The organism is Desulfoconvexum algidum, assembly GCF_055382125.1.
In genome coordinates this window covers 3,686,185-3,704,331 of the sequence record NZ_AP042394.1, presented here as the reverse complement: position 1 = coordinate 3,704,331, position 18,147 = coordinate 3,686,185, and the positions used below count along the sequence as shown (strand labels likewise).

Annotated in this window: 17 protein-coding genes; all 17 read left to right on the top strand. The window is 35.6% G+C overall.

The window, feature by feature from the left end:
* Positions 1-3: 3 nt before the first annotated feature.
* On the top strand, positions 4-279 hold the full coding sequence (locus ACZ45G_RS16985) for a hypothetical protein (RefSeq protein ID WP_464171672.1): 276 nt from the start codon (positions 4-6) through the stop codon (positions 277-279).
* 306 nt (positions 280-585) lie between these two features.
* Positions 586-1,665, top strand: a complete 1,080-nt coding sequence (locus ACZ45G_RS16980) for a TAXI family TRAP transporter solute-binding subunit (protein WP_464171671.1) — start codon at positions 586-588, stop codon at positions 1,663-1,665.
* Positions 1,666-1,836: 171 nt separating this feature from the next.
* The gene (locus ACZ45G_RS16975; protein WP_464171670.1) at positions 1,837-2,181 is read left to right on the top strand and encodes a GDP-mannose 4,6-dehydratase; all 345 of its coding nucleotides are present in this window, start codon (positions 1,837-1,839) and stop codon (positions 2,179-2,181) included.
* The gene (locus ACZ45G_RS16970; RefSeq protein WP_464171669.1) at positions 2,138-2,593 is read left to right on the top strand and encodes a GDP-mannose 4,6-dehydratase; all 456 of its coding nucleotides are present in this window, start codon (positions 2,138-2,140) and stop codon (positions 2,591-2,593) included. Before ACZ45G_RS16975 ends, ACZ45G_RS16970 begins: the two co-directional genes overlap by 44 nt.
* Positions 2,586-3,587 carry a GDP-L-fucose synthase family protein gene (locus ACZ45G_RS16965; RefSeq protein WP_464171668.1) on the top strand — a complete coding sequence of 334 codons (1,002 nt, stop codon included), beginning with the start codon at positions 2,586-2,588 and terminating at the stop codon, positions 3,585-3,587. Before ACZ45G_RS16970 ends, ACZ45G_RS16965 begins: the two co-directional genes overlap by 8 nt.
* Positions 3,588-3,751: 164 nt before the next feature.
* The gene (wecB, locus tag ACZ45G_RS16960) at positions 3,752-4,837 is read left to right on the top strand and encodes a non-hydrolyzing UDP-N-acetylglucosamine 2-epimerase (RefSeq protein WP_464171667.1); all 1,086 of its coding nucleotides are present in this window, start codon (positions 3,752-3,754) and stop codon (positions 4,835-4,837) included.
* Positions 4,838-4,875: 38 nt separating this feature from the next.
* Positions 4,876-5,970, top strand: coding sequence for an adenine nucleotide alpha hydrolase family protein (locus ACZ45G_RS16955; RefSeq protein WP_464171666.1), 1,095 nt, complete (start codon positions 4,876-4,878; stop codon positions 5,968-5,970).
* Positions 5,971-6,093: 123 nt separating this feature from the next.
* The gene (locus ACZ45G_RS16950; protein WP_464171665.1) at positions 6,094-7,761 is read left to right on the top strand and encodes a hypothetical protein; all 1,668 of its coding nucleotides are present in this window, start codon (positions 6,094-6,096) and stop codon (positions 7,759-7,761) included.
* 69 nt (positions 7,762-7,830) lie between these two features.
* Complete coding sequence (locus ACZ45G_RS16945; RefSeq protein WP_464171664.1) at positions 7,831-9,369, top strand: lipopolysaccharide biosynthesis protein; 1,539 nt, start codon at positions 7,831-7,833, stop codon at positions 9,367-9,369.
* Positions 9,370-9,480: 111 nt separating this feature from the next.
* The gene (locus ACZ45G_RS16940; protein WP_464171663.1) at positions 9,481-10,083 is read left to right on the top strand and encodes a sulfotransferase family protein; all 603 of its coding nucleotides are present in this window, start codon (positions 9,481-9,483) and stop codon (positions 10,081-10,083) included.
* A 2-nt stretch (positions 10,084-10,085) separates the two neighbouring features.
* Positions 10,086-11,537: a Coenzyme F420 hydrogenase/dehydrogenase, beta subunit C-terminal domain gene (locus ACZ45G_RS16935; protein WP_464171662.1), complete on the top strand. Its 1,452-nt coding sequence runs from the start codon at positions 10,086-10,088 to the stop codon at positions 11,535-11,537.
* Positions 11,538-11,649: 112 nt separating this feature from the next.
* Positions 11,650-12,858: a polysaccharide pyruvyl transferase family protein gene (locus tag ACZ45G_RS16930; RefSeq protein WP_464171661.1), complete on the top strand. Its 1,209-nt coding sequence runs from the start codon at positions 11,650-11,652 to the stop codon at positions 12,856-12,858.
* Between the two features lie 13 nt (positions 12,859-12,871).
* Positions 12,872-13,984 carry a glycosyltransferase family 4 protein gene (locus ACZ45G_RS16925; RefSeq protein WP_464171660.1) on the top strand — a complete coding sequence of 371 codons (1,113 nt, stop codon included), beginning with the start codon at positions 12,872-12,874 and terminating at the stop codon, positions 13,982-13,984.
* Positions 13,965-15,290 carry an O-antigen ligase family protein gene (locus ACZ45G_RS16920; RefSeq protein WP_464171659.1) on the top strand — a complete coding sequence of 442 codons (1,326 nt, stop codon included), beginning with the start codon at positions 13,965-13,967 and terminating at the stop codon, positions 15,288-15,290. The genes ACZ45G_RS16925 and ACZ45G_RS16920 overlap by 20 nt, the downstream gene beginning before the upstream one ends.
* On the top strand, positions 15,287-16,354 hold the full coding sequence (locus ACZ45G_RS16915; RefSeq protein ID WP_464171658.1) for a glycosyltransferase family 4 protein: 1,068 nt from the start codon (positions 15,287-15,289) through the stop codon (positions 16,352-16,354). The genes ACZ45G_RS16920 and ACZ45G_RS16915 overlap by 4 nt, the downstream gene beginning before the upstream one ends.
* Before the next feature lie 43 nt (positions 16,355-16,397).
* On the top strand, positions 16,398-16,913 hold the full coding sequence (locus ACZ45G_RS16910; protein ID WP_464171657.1) for an acyltransferase: 516 nt from the start codon (positions 16,398-16,400) through the stop codon (positions 16,911-16,913).
* A gap of 81 nt (positions 16,914-16,994) precedes the next feature.
* Complete coding sequence (locus ACZ45G_RS16905; RefSeq protein WP_464171656.1) at positions 16,995-18,146, top strand: glycosyltransferase; 1,152 nt, start codon at positions 16,995-16,997, stop codon at positions 18,144-18,146.
* Position 18,147 lies beyond the last annotated feature (1 nt).

Genomic DNA, 18,147 nt, shown 5'->3' with positions numbered 1-18,147 from the left:
ACCTTGCAAATTTTTAAAGATATCTTGCTGACCATCATTCTGGTACTGATTATTGAAATTTCGGTTCAATCTATTGCAGCACAGTCTTTCGGGTTTGACGAAATCATACGTTATCAGGTTTCAGGACCACTGACCTTTTTATTGTTTGGGGTATGGCTTCTCAGTCTGGCCGGCCTCGGAAGAAAAATGCTTAAAAAACAGAGTCAATCAAGTCGTGAATTTAACCACCCCTTTTTGATGATAAAAGAACATCGTAATTTATCTGTCAAACATCAATAAACACGATATTCTAAAAAAAAATAGAATAGAGGCGATTATTGAATTAGTACTCACTTGACAGATAGAATTCGCTTGCATTTTTGTGGTTAAATGTTTTAAGTCAAAAGTTACCATTGGTTATCCATGTAACCGAAAGGGCGGAGCTATCCCCCCCCTTCTTTATTTTTCAACCGATTTCGATGGCCCTTAGGAGGAAAACAATATGTTTAATTAAAGGCGAAAAATCGATGTTTTTTCGCCAAAAAGTTTTCATCGTCTCCCTGTTTTCCCCAGACCTTTATCGTCAATACTATTACTGAGAATCAAATGAAAATACACCAATGGACAATCGTGCTGTTGCTTTATCTTATCATAGGGAGTCTTTTTACCGTTTCCGCTCAGGAAACCGTTGCTTTCGGTGGCGGACCGAACGGGGGAACCTTTATTACCTTTGCAAATGGGGTGCAATCGTGTGAACCGGTCATGAATGCCGAAGATTTTGAGGTTCAGGTTCAATCTTCCTGGGGTTCAGTGGAAAACCTTCATAAAACTGATTCAGACGTTTTCCAGATGAGTGTCGTTTATTCCGGCCATGTCTATCTTGGAAGAAATGGGTTAATGACCAATGATCCCCAGCTGTATACCAATGTAATGGCCTTGGCATGGCTATACGGCGCTCCTGCCCAGTTGGTTGTCAGGCAAGATTCCGGAATAACGGATGTCTCAGAACTGGTCGGAAAAAAAGTTGGCGTCGGGAATGTAGGTTCCGGTGCCTACGCCAATTGTGAGAAATTTTTCAGCCACCTGAACCTCTGGGATTCGATTGATCAATATGCCATGGGTTACAATGATTCTGCCCAGGCACTGATCAATAATGAACTTGATGCTTTCTGGCTGTTTACCGCATTTCCGTCCAGTGCCGTTATCACTGCGGCAGCATCGGTTGATATTGCACTTCTGGATGTAGACACCCCGGCAGAAGCCAGTGGATATTACCTTCAATTCCCATATTTTGATAAAATCACGATCCCGATGAACACCTATGAAGGCGTAGATTATGATACATCCAGTTTCATGGACTCAGCCTTGTGGGTGGCCAACGCAACGCTGTCTGCCAATATCGTATATGATATGCTCTCCATGATTTATTCAGAGGAAGGTCTGGCACATATTAAGGCCCAGAAACTGACATTTAAAGATATGTCTGTTGCCACAGGGACAAAAGGGGTTGTAACCCCCTTTCATCCGGGAGCCAAAAGGTTCTGGAAAGAACAAGGATATGGATTTTGTCTCGGAAATTTAAATGAAGATCATGTTGTGGACGGGCGTGATATCGTCAGTTTTATTACGAATGATATTGATGTGGAAACGTTTGCAGATGAATTTGGAAATATAAATTGCATATAAGCTTTTTCTGAAATAGAAACAGAGACAGGCATCATATGATGTTGATGAAGATGACCTGTTGATAATCAACGTGTGGACCCTGAGGATTTGAGATTATTTTGCCGGCAGATGGGTCTTTAAGTCTCAAGTAAATATTAAAGATTATCTAAATACATATAGAAAGATTTGACTATGAAAAAAGCACTTATTACAGGAATAACAGGTCAGGACGGCGCCTATCTGGCTGAATTTTTACTCGCAAAGGGATATGAGGTTCACGGGATCAAGAGACGCGCCTCTCTTTTTAATACTGACCGCATTGATCATCTTTACCAGGACCCCCATGAAAAAAACCGGCACATGGTGCTCCATTACGGAGATCTTTCCGATGCGAGCAACCTGATCCGCATCCTGCAGCAGGTTCAGCCCGATAAGGGGAGAAACCTTTGTGACGCGCAAGATTACAAGAGCTTTGTGCCGGATACACCTTGGCATGAAGGACTGCCTCTTTCTGGGGAATATGAATGCCCTGCGTGACTGGGTCCATGCAAGAGACTACGTTGAAATGCAGTGGCTCATGCTCCAGCAGGACAGTCCGGAAGACTATGTCATCGCCACAGGAGAGCAGCATTCGGTCCGGGAGTTTGTGGAAGTTTGTGCAAGGCAATTGGGTCTTGCCATCAAGTGGGAAGGGGAGGGGGCTGAAGAAAAAGGCATTAATGTGGCCAACGGCAAAGTCATTGTGGCGGTGGATGCAAGGTATTTTCGCCCCACTGAGGTGGAAACCCTTCTGGGTGATCCTTCAAAGGCAAAGCAGAACCTTGGCTGGGAACCCAAAATTACCTTTGATGAGCTTGTAAAAGAAATGACCCGGTCAGACCTTGAAGAAACTAAAAAAGATGAACTCTGCCAGCGGGCAGGATTTCAGGTATTTAATCATAATGAATAAACAATCAAAAATTTTTATCACTGGAGCTTCCGGCATGGTGGGCAGCGCCATTATCCGAAATCTGTTAAAAAAAGGATATACCAATCTTGTCGGCAGTTATCATTCAAATATTCTTGAGGAACACAAAAATCTGCCCTTGAAACTGGTTCAGATTGATCTTAAAAACCAGGAAGCTGTGAATCAGTTTTTTAAAACCCAAAAGCCGGACTATGTCTTTCTTGCCGCTGCAAAAGTAGGCGGGATTCATGCCAACAATACCTATCCAGCCCAGTTCATCCATAACAACCTGACCATACAGACCAATATCATCCATGCTGCCTATGAAAACCAGGTCAAGCGCCTGCTGTTTCTGGGATCTTCCTGCATTTACCCGAAACTCGCACCCCAGCCCATGAAAGAGGAGCATCTGCTCACAGGCATTCTGGAACCTACAAACGAACCCTATGCCATTGCAAAGATCGCGGGCATCAAGATGTGTGAAGCCTATAACCGCCAATACGGCACCCGGTTTCTGGCAGTCATGCCAACCAATCTCTATGGACCCAATGACAATTTTGACCTTGAAACCTCCCATGTCCTGCCAGCCCTGATCCGAAAATTCCATGAGGCAAAATTGTCCGGAGCCAAAGAAGTTGTCATTTGGGGAACCGGTTCTCCCCGAAGGGAATTCCTCCATGTGGACGATATGGCAGAAGCCAGTGTCTTTGTCATGTCCATGACCAATGACGCAATTGATGAGCACCTGACAAATTATCCGTTTCCCTGCTTTATGAATGTTGGAACTGGCACAGACTGCACCATCAAAGAACTTGCCCTGCTGATCAAAAAACAGGTGGGTTACAAAGGCGATCTTGTATTTGACACCACCAAACCAGACGGCACTGCCTTAAAGCTTTTAGATGTATCCCGCCTGAAAAAGTTTGGCTGGCAGGCTGAAATTTCTTTGGAAGACGGTGTGAAAGACACCTATCATTGGTTCGTTTCTTCATTATAACACCTGCCGGGTTCCTTATCGTTTTAGCTGGTCAAATACAAAACAAGCTTTTAAGGATTCCTTCAAGATCTTTGGTTTTTTTGTGCCGGTTTTATGAAGTTGTTGTGTCAATTGAATAAACAAACAAACCACATTGATAATCTATTTACAAGGTCTTATTATTTATGAAGATTTTTTTAATCGCAGGTGCCAGGCCCAATTTTATGAAAATTGCCCCCATTGCCAGGGCATTTGATAAACACAGCCAGATCAACTATAAAGTTGTCCACACAGGCCAGCACTATGACAAGAACATGAGCGATATCTTTTTTGAAGAACTTGGCATAAGACTTCCAGATTACCACCTGGGAGCTGGTGGCGGAACCCATGCCCAGCAAACTGCTAAAATCATGACTGGGTTTGAAGAGATCTGTGAAAAAGACAGACCTGATCTTGTCATTGTAGTAGGAGATGTAAATTCCACTCTTGCCTGCTCAATTGTAGCCAAAAAAATGTACATAAAAGTGGCTCATGTTGAAGCAGGCCTCCGCAGTTTCGACCTTTCAATGCCGGAAGAGATAAACCGCATGGTCACAGATTCCATATCTGATCTGTTTTTTGTAACAGAAGAGCAGGGTATGACAAATCTTCTAAAAGAAGGTAAAATACTGGAAAAATTGCATTTTGTGGGTCATGTCATGATTGATAATCTTTTTTATCAATTAGAAAAGCTTAAAAAAATGGACACCACCTGCTTCCCGACAACTCAATTTAAACAAGAACATACACAATACGGCGTGGTTACCCTTCATCGTCCTTCTAACGTAGACGATAAAGAAAACCTTGAAATCATTTTTGAAACACTATCAGAAATTTCAAAAACCCTTCCCTTGATATTTCCGATTCATCCCAGAACCAGGAAGAACATGGAAGCGTTTAATATAAAAATAGGAGCCAATATAAAACTGACTGAACCGTTGTCTTACATGGAGTTTTTAAATCTATGGAAAGATGCAAAACTGGCGTTGACAGATTCCGGTGGCCTTCAGGAAGAAACAACCGCTCTGGGGATTCCCTGCCTGACCATCCGGGAGAATACAGAACGACCCATAACCATAACGCAGGGTACCAATGAACTCATGGGCACCTCAAGAAAAAAGATCTTGAAATCATTTGATGAAATCATTGGTGGTAACTGGAAGGTAGGACAAAAACCACAATTTTGGGACGGGAATGCTGCAGAGCGAATCACGGCTTTAATTTTAAGATAAACAGGGCCTCTTTTTTATTTGCACATTCCCAAGGAGACATGATGGGTAACACTATTGAAAAACAAAGGTGTACAACTTGTATTCTAACGGAAGATTATCCAAAAATAACATTCGATGAAAAGGGTGAATGTAATTATTGTAGAAAATGGAAAAAAGTATGGAAAGACATAGATTTTTCTCAACAGTCAATAAAACTTGAGGGTATACTAAATAAATTTAAGGGTAAAAGTAAACCTTATGATTGCCTGCTTGGACTTAGTGGGGGAAAAGATTCATGTTATGCTGCCTATGTGTTAAAAGACATGGGGATGAACCCACTTGCTTGTACATATGATAATGGGTTTATGACTGATGTCGCGATGTCTAATATAAAAAATACGGTTGAAAGTCTTTCTCTTGGCCATGTTCTCATAAAGCATGATAGAGACTATTTGCTTAAATTGTATAAACATTTTGTTATGACATCTGGTGAATTTTGCTCGGTGTGTAATGTTGGTATAAGGTCTGCACTATACAGAGTGGCAAAAAATTTTAAACTTAAACTTATTGTTTCAGGCCAGTCAACTCGTACAGAGGCGAATTCACCACAGGAATTTTTTTCTTGTTCTTCTGGGTATTTTTGTAATGTCTCTAAAAATTTAATGGATAAAAAGGAAGCCGATTCTTTTGTTTATGTAAGTCAAATTAAAAGAGCAATTGATCATGTTTTAGGTTCAAGCTACTACCTGCAGTTACCGTCATTTATTCCCTGGCGGGAAGAAATTTTTATTGAACTAATTAAAGATAAATTGAATTGGAAAGGGGCCTTCGGAGAGCAACACACTGATTGCCAAATGAGTGATGCTAAGGAGTTCTTGAAGCTCAAACAGTTTCATTTGACAGAACTAACGGCTAAAGTTTCCAGTTTGATACGTGATTCTCAGATCAATCGTAAAGAAGCTTTAGAAAAAACGAAACAACATATTGACTATTTGTTGGATAAAGAAGATTTAATCATTGAACACATTATGAGTGTTTTGGATATGACAAGAGACGAGGTTAAAAAATCTGCAAGGTTATCACATACTCCATTTATAGCTAAATCGGACATGTTACTTTCCGATTTAAAGAAAAGTATTCGTTCACAGGGTTAATGAAACATTGTTGTTGGCAATCGGAAAACAAGACAAAAATCAAAATTCTGGAATAGTAACGTTGCAGAACGATTCACAGTTTTTAATTTGGAATTAAATCGACTACAAAAGAATATATTTCATATGAACAAAAAAATTAATTCAATTTTGTTTCTAATTATTAGTGGGATTCAATTGGTTTTTGCCAACGCTTTAATTGCCAACGCTGAATTCATCAATGTTTATCCTTTGAATCCAATATCTCGGAAAAGAATTCTTCCAAACACAGATCCTATTCCAGCCTTAGTTCAAAACCAAATAGAGATGAAAGCCTGCAGAAAAGAATTTAAACCTGCGTCTTTTGTCATTAGAGCCAAGAAAGCCCTTACTGATGTAAGAATTACTATAACTGATTTCAGCAGTACGAAAAAGGTGAAACTTCCTTCAAGCATACTCGATATCAAACTTGTAAAATGCTGGTATCAATCAGGTGAGAATACCATAGAAAATAAAAAGAAAAAAGTATTAGTTCCTGAACTGTTGTTGAATGACAGTTCTCTCATAAAAGTGGATTATGATAAAAAAATTAACTATATTAAAGTTTTTGATAATTGCAATGACAGAATGGGAAAATATATTGATATTTCTTCACAAGATGAAGCGTTTCCGAAAAACGTAGTGATTAAAGATTCGGATACGCTAAAATCTTTTAATATGGACGCAGATACAAATATACAAATATGGCTCACAATTCATGTGCCGGAAGATACTGAATCAGGCCTTTATTCTGGAACGATTGATATCCGTTCTAATGAAGGTGTCTCATCCCAAGTATTTCTTTTATTAACAGTATTACCTTTTGATCTTGATGAGCCTCTTTTGGAATACGGGCTTTACTATACAGGGAAGTTAACATCAACAACACAAAAAGAGATTAATTCTGAATGGAAGGATATTGATCAATACTCCATTGAATTGCAAAATATTTTTAATCACGGTGTCTCTTTTCCTACGCTTTATCAAGAGTTAAAAAGTAATCAAGTCCATAACGCTTTAAAAATACGTGAAGCGCTTGGCTTCCCGGTTGAACATCTGTATGTCTACGGGACAAGAACAGATGACGTCGATAACCCTAAAATAAAAAATCAGGTTTTAAAACAAGTTGCAAGCTGGATGGAGATCGCTTCGCAGTATTCCTATTCAAATGTTTATTTCTATGGGCGGGATGAAGCGGTAGGTAAAAAGTTGAAAGCCCAACGTCAGACCTGGGAAGAGATCCATCTGATGGGTGCAAAAGTTTTTGCCGCCTGTAGTGGAGGAGCCGTTGATATCGTGGGTGATATTCTTGATAAACCTATTCTTGCTGGCAATTATAATTTCAGAAAAAAGGATCTTCAAAAATGGATTTCAAAAGGAAAATCTGTATTAAGCTATGATAACCCTCAGGTTGTGATTGAAAACCCCGAAATTTACCGCTTGAATTATGGCTTTAAATTGTTGAGTGAAGGATATGCAGGTGCAATGCCTTTTGCTTATCAACATTCTTTTGGTCATATCTGGAATGACTATGATCATAAAAAATTCAGAGACCATGTTTTTGCTTATCCTACCAGTGCGGGAGTTATTGATACAATACAATGGGAAGGTTTTCGAGAAGCAGTCAATGATATAAGATATATCTCAACATTTATTAATAAAAACGAAGGAAGAAAGAACGATATCCTTAAATGGCTACGAAAAGAATTAAAAAACAAAACGGATTTATCAGAAATTAGAAATAAGATCATAGAAAAGATAAAGAGTATAAATTAAGAGACCTGTGAATAATTTAATGTTTTATAGCCGCATCGTTTTTTTAAAGGATAATAACTAATAACACGAATGGACGTTTCTTCGAATGCCACTGTCAAGAATATCCTTGCTAGTTTTTTGCAATTTGGTGTGCGTTTTATTATTGGCATACTTTTTATTCGGTTTTTAATAGAGTCATTAGGGCCGGAACTCTATGGCATGGTGGCATTATCAAATAATTTTATTAATTATTATGCACTAATAACCTTGGTTATGAATGCACCCGCTGGACGCTATTTGATTGTCGCGATGAGTCGAAATCAGGCCGAAGCAAAGGTTGTTTTCAATAGTTTTTTCTGGGGGTTGAGTGTTTTATCAGGTATCGTAATGGTCTTTTCAATCGGGGTTGCAATATTTGCCCCCTACATTTTTAAAATACCTGCGGTTCACCATGCTGATGTAAGAGTTCTTTTCCTTGCCACAGGAATTACCTTTTCTTTTTCCACACTATTTAATGCCTTTGGGTTATCAACATATGTTACAAATAAGCTTTATTTAAACAGTTTTAAAGAGATAATCAGGGATATTGTTCGGGTTACAATAGTATTCCTTTTAATCGTTTTATTTCATTGGAAAATCAATGCTATTGCTACTGGAATTGTCTGCTCTGCTTTTATTTCAATCCTATTAAGTCTTGTATATTGGAAGGCTCTGACTCCAGAGTTAACAATTAATTATAACTTAATCAGTATTACAAAACTTAAAGAAATGATTGGTTTTGGGGGATGGGTATTTATAAATCAAATAGGGGCTCTTCTGTTCCTCAATACGGAAATATTAATTGTCAATTTGCTTTATGGGGCAAAGATGACAGGTATGTATGCACCTCTTTTATTGTTTTCAAGTACAATACGAACGATGGCCGCTATGTTAAATAATACTTTAGCCCCAATGATATTTGACAGATATTCTCGTGATGATAAAGAAGGTCTTTTAAAATTAGCTTGTCGAGCTATCCGGTTCCTTGGTTTAACTATTGTGTTACCAATAGGCCTTGTTTCAGGCTTTTCAAAATCATTATTATTTGTATGGTTAGGACCTGAATTTTCTGAATTTAGGCTTATCCTTATGGTTCTAACAATACATCTTTGCGTTAACCTCACTGTGACGCCATTGTTTCATATTCAGGTTGCTTTTAAAAAAGTGAAAATTCCTGCACTCGTAACGTTAGTAATGGGAATTGTTAATGTTCTATTGGCTTTTTTATTAGGCTCTCCCCAATTTGGTATTGGACTTATTGGAGTCGCTTTGGCGGGTGCAATTAGTCTCACATTAAAAAATGCTTTTTTTACTCCATTTTATACAGGATTTATCCTTGGTCAAAATAACCGAATGATAATTAATGCTGTGGCATCAGTTATTACTGGTTTTTTGTATGTTTTTCTTCTAAGTATTACAGTTGAAAAAATATATTTCATTAATAATTTGTTTGAATTGATTCTTTCTTTCTCAGTGATTTCATCTACTTACTTAGTATTAGCGTGGTTTATTCTGTTGCCTAAAGATGAAAAAGTTTGGTTTAAAAATATCTTTTTTCAGATGATATTTAAAATTAAAAATGTGGGTTAAAAGAAAACCAATAAATTGTTCGACTAAAACCCGCATCCACTACAAACTGGAGACTGAATATCCAGGTAGGGTTATAGCTACTGCCTTACGATCAAAAAGGAATGGCTTATTATGAAAATTTTTGGAATTGGATTACAGAAAACAGGCACTTCTACCTTAGGTGTTTGTTTAAAAAAAATGGGATACCAACATATTAGCTATAATGACAATGCTATCTCATATTTCAGAGAGGCTAATTTTCAGAAACTACAAAGTCTTATAGAACGATATGACAGTTTTGAGGATGAGCCATGGGCTCACGCTTTTCATTATCTTTATTCGTGGTATCCACGCGCTAAGTTTGTTTTAACCGTAAGAAAAGATCCTGAAGCATGGTTCAATTCAATGTGTCAACATTGTCAAAGAATACCACACAACCCTCATAGAAGGTTTTTTTTTGGGCACGATACTCCTTTTGACCATAAAGATGAATATATTAAAGTATACAAAAATCATATTCAAAACGTGCTAAGAACGTTTAAAGAAGATAAAGATAAATTACTTGTTGTTTGCTGGGAGGAAAATGATGGTTGGAAACAAATTTGTGATTTTTTAAATACACAGGTTCCTGATATACCATTTCCTCATGCAAATAAAAAACCACCAATGAATATTAAATTTTTATCAAAATTTCGTAATATGATAAACAGAATTAGTATCAAAAGCAAAAATTAAAAATGATTATTCAACAAAAATATAATGAAGAAACACTAAACGAGAAAAAAAATGTACTAACTGAAATTGTGTCAAAAAATTTATGTATTGGTTGTGGTGTATGTGTCGCAATGTGTCCTAATAAAGCATTGGTTATAAAAAAAACCGACTATGGGGAATATAAACCATATAGTGTACAAAATTGTTTAAAAAAATGTAAAATATGTCTTCAGGTTTGTCCTTTTTATCATAACAATATTAGTGAAAATGAAATTGGGCTTAAAACCTTCGGACAATCTTCTTCAATTAAATTTTCACACACACTCGGTTACTATTTTAATACCTATGTCGGATATGTTCAAAATGAAGAAAAACGGAAAAAATCTTCGTCTGGAGGTTTGGCAACCTGGTTCCTAACAGAACTTATCCGAAATGAAATTGTTGATTATGTGGTTTGCGTTTCACAATTTCAAGATTCTATGATATTCCGTTTTGAAATTTGCAAAACCATTGAAGAGATAATTAGTTGTTCTGGATCTAATTATTGCCCAGTTGAAAGCTCGTCTGTTCTTTCTGAGATAAAAAAAAAACCTGGCCGGTACGCCTTTACAGGGTTACCATGTCAACTTAAGTCTTTGAGACTTGCTACAGAACATAATAAAATTTTGAGAGAGAGTATTATTATGTTTGTGGGATTAACATGCGGGCAACTAAAAACGATGAACTATACTTGTTACCTTAAAGCATTGTCCGGTGTCAGTGATAAGCAGATAAAAATAAAATATAGAGAAAAAATTAGTGGAGTTCCTGTTAACAATTTTTGTTTTACTACTATAAACAGAGCTGGTGAAAGGTCACAATTGTTTTTTGGTGATGGCCCTCACGAAGCATGGACGAATAAGTGGTTTACACCTAATCCGTGTAATTATTGTGATGATATTTTTGCAGAAGTTGCTGACGTCTCCTTTATGGATGCATGGCTGCCTGAATATATGCGCAATGAGGCAGGAACAAATATATTGATCGTGAGGTCTATAGTTGCAAAAGATATCTTTCAAAAAGGACTAAATGAAAACGTAATACATATAGAGGATATTGGGCCAGACAAGGTGTTACAAAGTCAGGAAGGAGTAGTGTTAAACAAAAGAAAACAGCTTGCTTACAGATTGTATTTGCTTAAAAGAGAATACGGAATTAGTCTTAATAAAAGAGTTATGCCCAAGCGCACATTTAACCTACTAATAATATATGAAAACTTTCTAAAAGAGAAAATGAGAGTTTTGAGCCAGGATTCTTTTTTGCGGCATTATGATAATACAAATTGCACCTTAAACTTAGAAAAGTTTAATAGCGAGTTAAGACCGGCTTTATATAAAGTAAACGTATTAAATATATTAAAAAAAATTATTATAATTAAGAGGGTATTCGCAAAGTTCAAAAAGATGCTATCTTTTTCATTTAACAAAAATCCATAGCACTGTCGTTAACCAAATCAATCCGTTTTTTTTCGCTTTTGCAAGGTAGTCTTGATGGCTCATGAATGGCTTGTAACAGGAATTTCAAATTTGTATTTTAATTAGGAGTAATATGAAGAAAAAATATAATTTTTTGCTGTCAGGTCATGGTGGGTGCATAAATAGAGGATGTGAAGCTATTTTACGCTGTACTATCGATATTATAAATCGTCATTTTAGTAATCCAAATATTAATTTAATTTCAAGTAATCCAGAATCAGATTTTATTGCTTTAAAGAAGACAAACTCAATAAAGAAAACATATCAGTCATTTTGTTATGGGCAGAGGTATTCTGTAAATTGGTTTATAAATACAATAAGTCGTTTCTTGTTGCAAGGTTCAACAAAAATTTATCTTTTTAAAAATAGAAGAATATATAAAGAAGCGGATATATTTATTCATATCGGTGGGGATAATTTTTGCTATGGAGGGGAACAATTATGGTTTGACGAACTCAATTTTGTTAGGCGCCTTGGTGCGAAGACAATAATATGGGGGGCATCAATTGGGCCTTTTTCCAAGAAGGATGAATGTAAATGGGCACATGAGTTGAGAAAGGTTGACCTGATTACTGTTCGTGAGACAAAAACATTAAACTATCTCAATGAGATAGGAGTTTCCAGTAATGTTAAACTTATTGCTGACCCTGCGTTTTTGCTTCCTGTTGAGGAGATTGGTAAAAATCAATTTAAGCATAAAAAAAATGGTGAAATCGTCGTGGGATTGGGGATGAGCAGTCTAGTGTCAAAATATAGTATCAATCACGATAAATATATAGATTCTTTTTTTGCTTTTGCACAAAAGATATTAAAGAATGAAAATATTAAAATTATTATAATCCCACATGTTTATGATGCAATAAATAAAACAGAAGATTTAAAAACATGTCAAATTTTATATAAAAAATTAAATGATAATACTCGAATTATTCTTTGTGAAGAAAATTATAATGCATGCCAGTTAAAATATATAATCAGTTCCTGCGATTTTTTTATCGGTGCTCGGACACATTCAACTATTGCAAGTATATCAACAAAGATACCAACTATTAGCATCGCATATAGTACAAAAGCTTATGGTTTGAATCAAACTTTATTCGGGCACACTGATTATGTGGTGCCAATTGAAGATATTGATCAGGCTATATTATTTGATAAATTTAATCTGTTGTTAAAGAATCGTGATCAAATCATTCACCAAATAGAATCATCACTTGAAAAATTCAGAGAGATGGCGGAATCAGGTGGAATATATTTAAAAGAAATTATAAATGCAAAATAGCTGTTCATTAATAATGAAAAAAGAAAAATTAAAAATTTGTATTATTCAATCTCCGCAAAATCCACATATCGTTAGATGGGTTGAAGGATTGACGGAACTTGGACATAATGTCAAAGTCATCCCTCTCTATCAATATGGTTTGGATTTTATGATGGGAAGTGAGACTTCAAATAATGAAAAAAATCTTTTTGAAAAAATTAGAAAGCATTGTGTTTGGGTCCACCAGTGGCGAATAAAATATAGAGAATTTAAACCTGACATAGTTCATTTACATGAGCCAATGGGGACTTTGGATGAATACCTTGCATTACATAAAATTCCAAATCTTGTTGTATCTGTGTGGGGAACTGAAGTATCAGATGATACTTTTCAAGCATCCAGCCCAATCAAAAATTATTTCAAAAAAAAAATCCTTACTAAAGCGGATTGTGTTACAGCCACCTCTCCATTTTTGGTCGAATGTACAAGGAAATGGCTGAAAAATGGTGATATCCAAGTAATTCCATTTGGAGTAGATATCAACCAATTTATTTCAAACGATAGGAGCGAAATAGAAACAAACCCAATTCCTTGTATTGGGTTTTTAAAAGGCTTTATGCCGCGATATCGTCCAGATGTTTTTATTCGGGCAATGGCCTTAGTAAATAAAAGTATTCCAGGAGTTAAATCTGTGATGGGGGGGTGGTCACTACCTGAGTGTAAAAAAGAATGCATGGATTTGGCAAAAAAACTTAATATAATTGATCAAATTGAAGTCTTCCCAATGCTTCCACACAAAGATGTGCCAAAAATTTTAAAACAGATAGATGTTACAGTGGTATGTTCTGACTTTGAGAGTTTTGGGGTCATGGCTTTAGAATCCTTAGCTGCAAAAGTTCCAGTAATCGTTACGGCTGTTGGTGGACTTCAGGAACTAATTATTAATGGAATAACAGGGAAAATTGTCTCACCGGGTGACTATCATTCCATAGCGAATAGCATTATTGAAATTTTAAGCTCACCGGGCCTTAAAAGAAAAATGGGCGATGAAGGGCGGTGTTTTGTGGAAAAAAATTATAACTGGATTGAGAATGTAAAACAAATGGAACAAATATACTGGCGGCTATATGAAAATCAAACTAAATAACATTCCACTATGGCTTGTTTGTGGAATACTTTATTTACCACCGTGGTTATTTTCAGGGCATATCACCTATATACAGCCAATTGATATCGTTTTGTGTGTTTTAACAATCTCTGCGATTGTGTCAAACCACAGATATCAAGACGGAATAATGGATATAAAAGAAATGCAATTATCCTTTCTTTTTTTTATTTTACTTGGTTTCATAATAATTTTTTCTCAAATATTTAACAGTATTAATTATGGGTCTGATTTTCAATATAAGGATCTGCACTATACAATTACAATAATTAAATATGTTCTTTTCTTTTTTATAGCGGCTTCTTTTTCAGCTCGAATTAAAATACAGAATATTTATTATTTTATTCCATTTTTAATCGTTATTCAGATTTTGATAATGTTTTTTCAATACTACGATGTTGCAAATATTAATGATAAGTTTAGTCTATTGTACCAGCAATCCACGCTTTTTGAAGACGTAATGTACCGCCCAGAAGGCCGCAGGGTAACGGGGACATTCGGAAACCCAAATCATTCTTCATATATTCTAACTTTTGGCATGGCATGGTTATGTTCGATATTTTTTTACAGTAAAAGGATATTAATTAAAACAATTTGTGTGATAGTTGGGGCGTTGTCTATTCTCGCTATTTCTTTTTTGACTGGGTCAAGAAGTAATGGCTTTATTGTGCTTTCACTCATTCCCGTTACGGCAATCTTGTATTTTTTAAAATCAAAGAAAATAATTTTTATTCCGGTTTTAATATTCGGGATTATCGTAATTATAGTTGCACTTTCTTTCTCTGTTGAATTCATTAAGAGCATTGGTGTTCAGGACCGTGTGGTCAATGTTATTTCTGATTCAAGTAGCACACTCAATTCATTATCAAATCGTTTGCTTGTGGGTGAACGGAACTTTAAGAACGTTACATTATTTCAATTTTTTATTGGGGTCGGAGCAAAAACCAAATTTAATCAGATTTGTGATAATGGTTTTATCCAAATGTTTTTGTACGGTGGATTACCAGCCCTTTTAATTTATTTATTTTTTTTGGGAGGGATATTAAAATATTTCTTAAAAAAATATTTTGCAGAAGATGATAATGCAGAAGATGATAATGATAACCGCTTTATTTCTTTGGTTGGCGTATTGACTGTAATCTCATGGATTGTATATGAGTGGGTTGCAGATGCTTTCTGGAATTTTCAAACATGTCAATTATTTATTGTCACAGTTGCGATTTGTTTTGGATATCTGAATGGTTTTTATAGAAAACAAAATTTACTAATTCAAGAGAATACACAATGAAGGTTGTAATGATTAGCCGTGGATTTTGTGATTATTTGATTGGACTTTTAAATGCTCTCTCTTCCAAAGTCGAGCTTTATTTTATTGTTTCAAAAGCGGATGAGTGGATAGTGGAATATCTGAATAAAGATGTGAATGTTATTTATGCAAAAACACCTAATGTCAGTAGTATGAAAAATTTATTTGGTATGTATAAAATGGTAAGGGAAATAAGAAAAATATCGCCTGATATTATCCATTTTCAAAGTGGAATAGTATGGGAAAATCTCATATTCAAGTCAATTAAGTCAAAATTTGTGACCACGGTTCACGATATTGTTAAGCACCCAACTCGAACAAAAATGCGGTATATTCCTCAATGTGTCCTTGATATTTCTGTAACCCAATCTGATGCAATTATTGTACATGGTGAAAGCCTTCGTAAAAGAGCACAAAAGATTTTTAACCTGAAGAATATTTATTCTATCGATCATGGGGTTATTCAAAGATATGGTTCTGGTAAAGCTAAAATTGAGATTCAAACAAAAAATATTTTATTTTTTGGTTTTATTGATAAATGGAAAGGGATAGAAATTTTGGTTAAAGCCACCCCAATTATTGCCAAAGAGATACCAGATGTAAAAATTAAAATTGCGGGGGGGACAGGTAAAAGGGAATATTATAAGACTCTCCTTGAAGGCGAACCAATAATTGATGCTGATCTTTCACGACAATCTCATGAACAGGTTGCAATACTTTTCCAATGGGCGGATGTTTTAGTTTTACCTTATATCGAGGCTTCACAAAGTGGAGTGCTGCAGTTGGGAATGGCGTTTGGTGTTCCGCCTGTGGTAACGAATGTTGGCGGATTACCAGACGTAATAAAGAATGAAAAAACAGGGCTTATTGTAGAACCCGAGAATTCAGAAGAGCTTGCACATGCCGTTATCAGGTTGCTTATAGATACAAAGTTACGTGAAATTGTGATCAGTAATCTGTGTAAAGAACGATCTACTCGATTCAACTGGAACTGTTTAGCTGAAAAAACTTATCAGGTGTACAAAACTGTAGTCCATAGTGATTAGCTCTTAACCGAAATTAAATTTTTATTATTTTTAGGGACTTGATATGAAAATAATTTGGAAAGCAGTGTATCGATTCTTAAAGATTATTTGGTATTTTGATCACAAAATATATATGCGATTGCTTAGGTTGGTTTTGCCAAAACTTGGAATAGTGATTCAAGGTAAACCTATTTATATTGCGGCTACTGCGTCATTTGACTTTGCGAAACCGAATATGATTGAAATCCATGACAATGTCGTTATTTCAGGAGATGTTCGGGTTTTAATTCATGATTTTTCTATTTCAAGAGTGCTGTGTTATAAAGGAAAACTCAAAGGTGGGGAGAAAGAAGTCTCTGCATATAAAAAAGTTAAAATTGGAAAAAACTCTTTTATTGGTGCTAGAACGATTATACTTCCTGGTGCAGAAATAGGTGATAATGTAATTGTTGGTGCTGGTAGCGTAGTCAGAGGCAAGTTAGAAGAAAAATGTGTGTATATCGGTAATCCCGCAGTTAAAATTACAGATTTTGACCGGCTTTATGACAAATATTTGGATAATCTAAATTCCTACTCATAGGCAGATGTGATTTTAATTTTGAAAATTTTATTTGTTTGGGTCGTTATTTACAATGGTTTTTAAGGGTGGCGATAGTAGTTTATGAAAATACTTATTAATGCATCAAATCTTGTTATGGGTGGAGCTTTACAGGTTGCACGCGCGCTTTTGATTGAAATTCCAAACGTGGGGGGAAATCACAGGATAAAGGCTGTAGTATCACCACAACTTGCTGAAATACTGCCGGAAGCATATGATTCGATTGTCGTTGATCCAAGTCCTGCAAAAATAATTGCAGGTATATCCAGTCGTAAAAAACTGTACGAAATAGAAAAAAAATTCTCTCCCGATGTTGTGCTTTCTATATTCGGGCCAACTTACTGGAGGCCAAAATCTTTGCATGTGTGTGGCTTTGCAAATCCTTGGACATATACTTCAAATAAATATGCATGGAAAACACTTAGCTATTTTGAAAAAATTAAAGAAATATGTATTATTTTTTTAAAACGATTTGAATTGCAAAGAGAAAAGGTAAATACATATATTTGTGAAACAAAACATATGAGTGATGTCATACAAACAAAATTTCCTAATAAAAGTACATTTGTGGTTGGCAATAATTGCGGCCAACCATTCTATAATAAAATACAAAAGAATACAGATAGCCCTGTTATTCCCGAAAAAGGAAATGATGAGTATAGAATTGTAACTCTTTCACAATATTATCCACATAAAAATCTTGATTTGATTCCCTATGTAGCATTAGCAATTAAAAAGCAGTACCCATTGTTAAATTTTAAGTTTTATTTACCTTTAGATGTTCATTCGAAAGGATGGGAGAAAATTGATAGAATAGCGAAAAAAATGAATGTTGGTGATACGATTCAAACTGTTGGGACGGTTTCTCCTGAGGATGCACCACACTTTTATAAGAATGCTGATTTAATGTTTCTTCCTTCTGTATTAGAATGCTTTTCGGCTAATTATCCAGAGTCTATGACTTCTGGTGTGCCTATTGTTACAACAAATTTACCTTTTGCGAAAACCGTTTGTGAAGATGCAGCTTTGTATTTTGAACCAATGAATGCAAAAGATGCAGCTTCTAAAATAATACAAATATACATCAATAGAGAATTGCGTGAGGATTTGATTAGCAAGGGTTATAAAATAGCAAAAAAATATTTTTCACCTCAGAAAAAAATCGAAGAATACTTAAAAATTTGTGAGGAATTAGTTAGCAGCTATAATGATTGAT

Coding starts and splice junctions, on each gene's coding strand:
- ACZ45G_RS16940 (WP_464171663.1), top strand. CDS start 9,481: ATGAAAATTTTTGGAATTGGATTACAGAAAACAGGCACTTCTACCTTA.
- wecB (WP_464171667.1), top strand. CDS start 3,752: ATGAAGATTTTTTTAATCGCAGGTGCCAGGCCCAATTTTATGAAAATT.
- ACZ45G_RS16970 (WP_464171669.1), top strand. CDS start 2,138: ATGAAGGACTGCCTCTTTCTGGGGAATATGAATGCCCTGCGTGACTGG.
- ACZ45G_RS16910 (WP_464171657.1), top strand. CDS start 16,398: ATGAAAATAATTTGGAAAGCAGTGTATCGATTCTTAAAGATTATTTGG.
- ACZ45G_RS16925 (WP_464171660.1), top strand. CDS start 12,872: ATGAAAAAAGAAAAATTAAAAATTTGTATTATTCAATCTCCGCAAAAT.
- ACZ45G_RS16945 (WP_464171664.1), top strand. CDS start 7,831: ATGGACGTTTCTTCGAATGCCACTGTCAAGAATATCCTTGCTAGTTTT.
- ACZ45G_RS16975 (WP_464171670.1), top strand. CDS start 1,837: ATGAAAAAAGCACTTATTACAGGAATAACAGGTCAGGACGGCGCCTAT.
- ACZ45G_RS16915 (WP_464171658.1), top strand. CDS start 15,287: ATGAAGGTTGTAATGATTAGCCGTGGATTTTGTGATTATTTGATTGGA.
- ACZ45G_RS16955 (WP_464171666.1), top strand. CDS start 4,876: ATGATGGGTAACACTATTGAAAAACAAAGGTGTACAACTTGTATTCTA.
- ACZ45G_RS16950 (WP_464171665.1), top strand. CDS start 6,094: ATGAACAAAAAAATTAATTCAATTTTGTTTCTAATTATTAGTGGGATT.
- ACZ45G_RS16935 (WP_464171662.1), top strand. CDS start 10,086: ATGATTATTCAACAAAAATATAATGAAGAAACACTAAACGAGAAAAAA.
- ACZ45G_RS16930 (WP_464171661.1), top strand. CDS start 11,650: ATGAAGAAAAAATATAATTTTTTGCTGTCAGGTCATGGTGGGTGCATA.
- ACZ45G_RS16920 (WP_464171659.1), top strand. CDS start 13,965: ATGAAAATCAAACTAAATAACATTCCACTATGGCTTGTTTGTGGAATA.
- ACZ45G_RS16905 (WP_464171656.1), top strand. CDS start 16,995: ATGAAAATACTTATTAATGCATCAAATCTTGTTATGGGTGGAGCTTTA.
- ACZ45G_RS16965 (WP_464171668.1), top strand. CDS start 2,586: ATGAATAAACAATCAAAAATTTTTATCACTGGAGCTTCCGGCATGGTG.
- ACZ45G_RS16980 (WP_464171671.1), top strand. CDS start 586: ATGAAAATACACCAATGGACAATCGTGCTGTTGCTTTATCTTATCATA.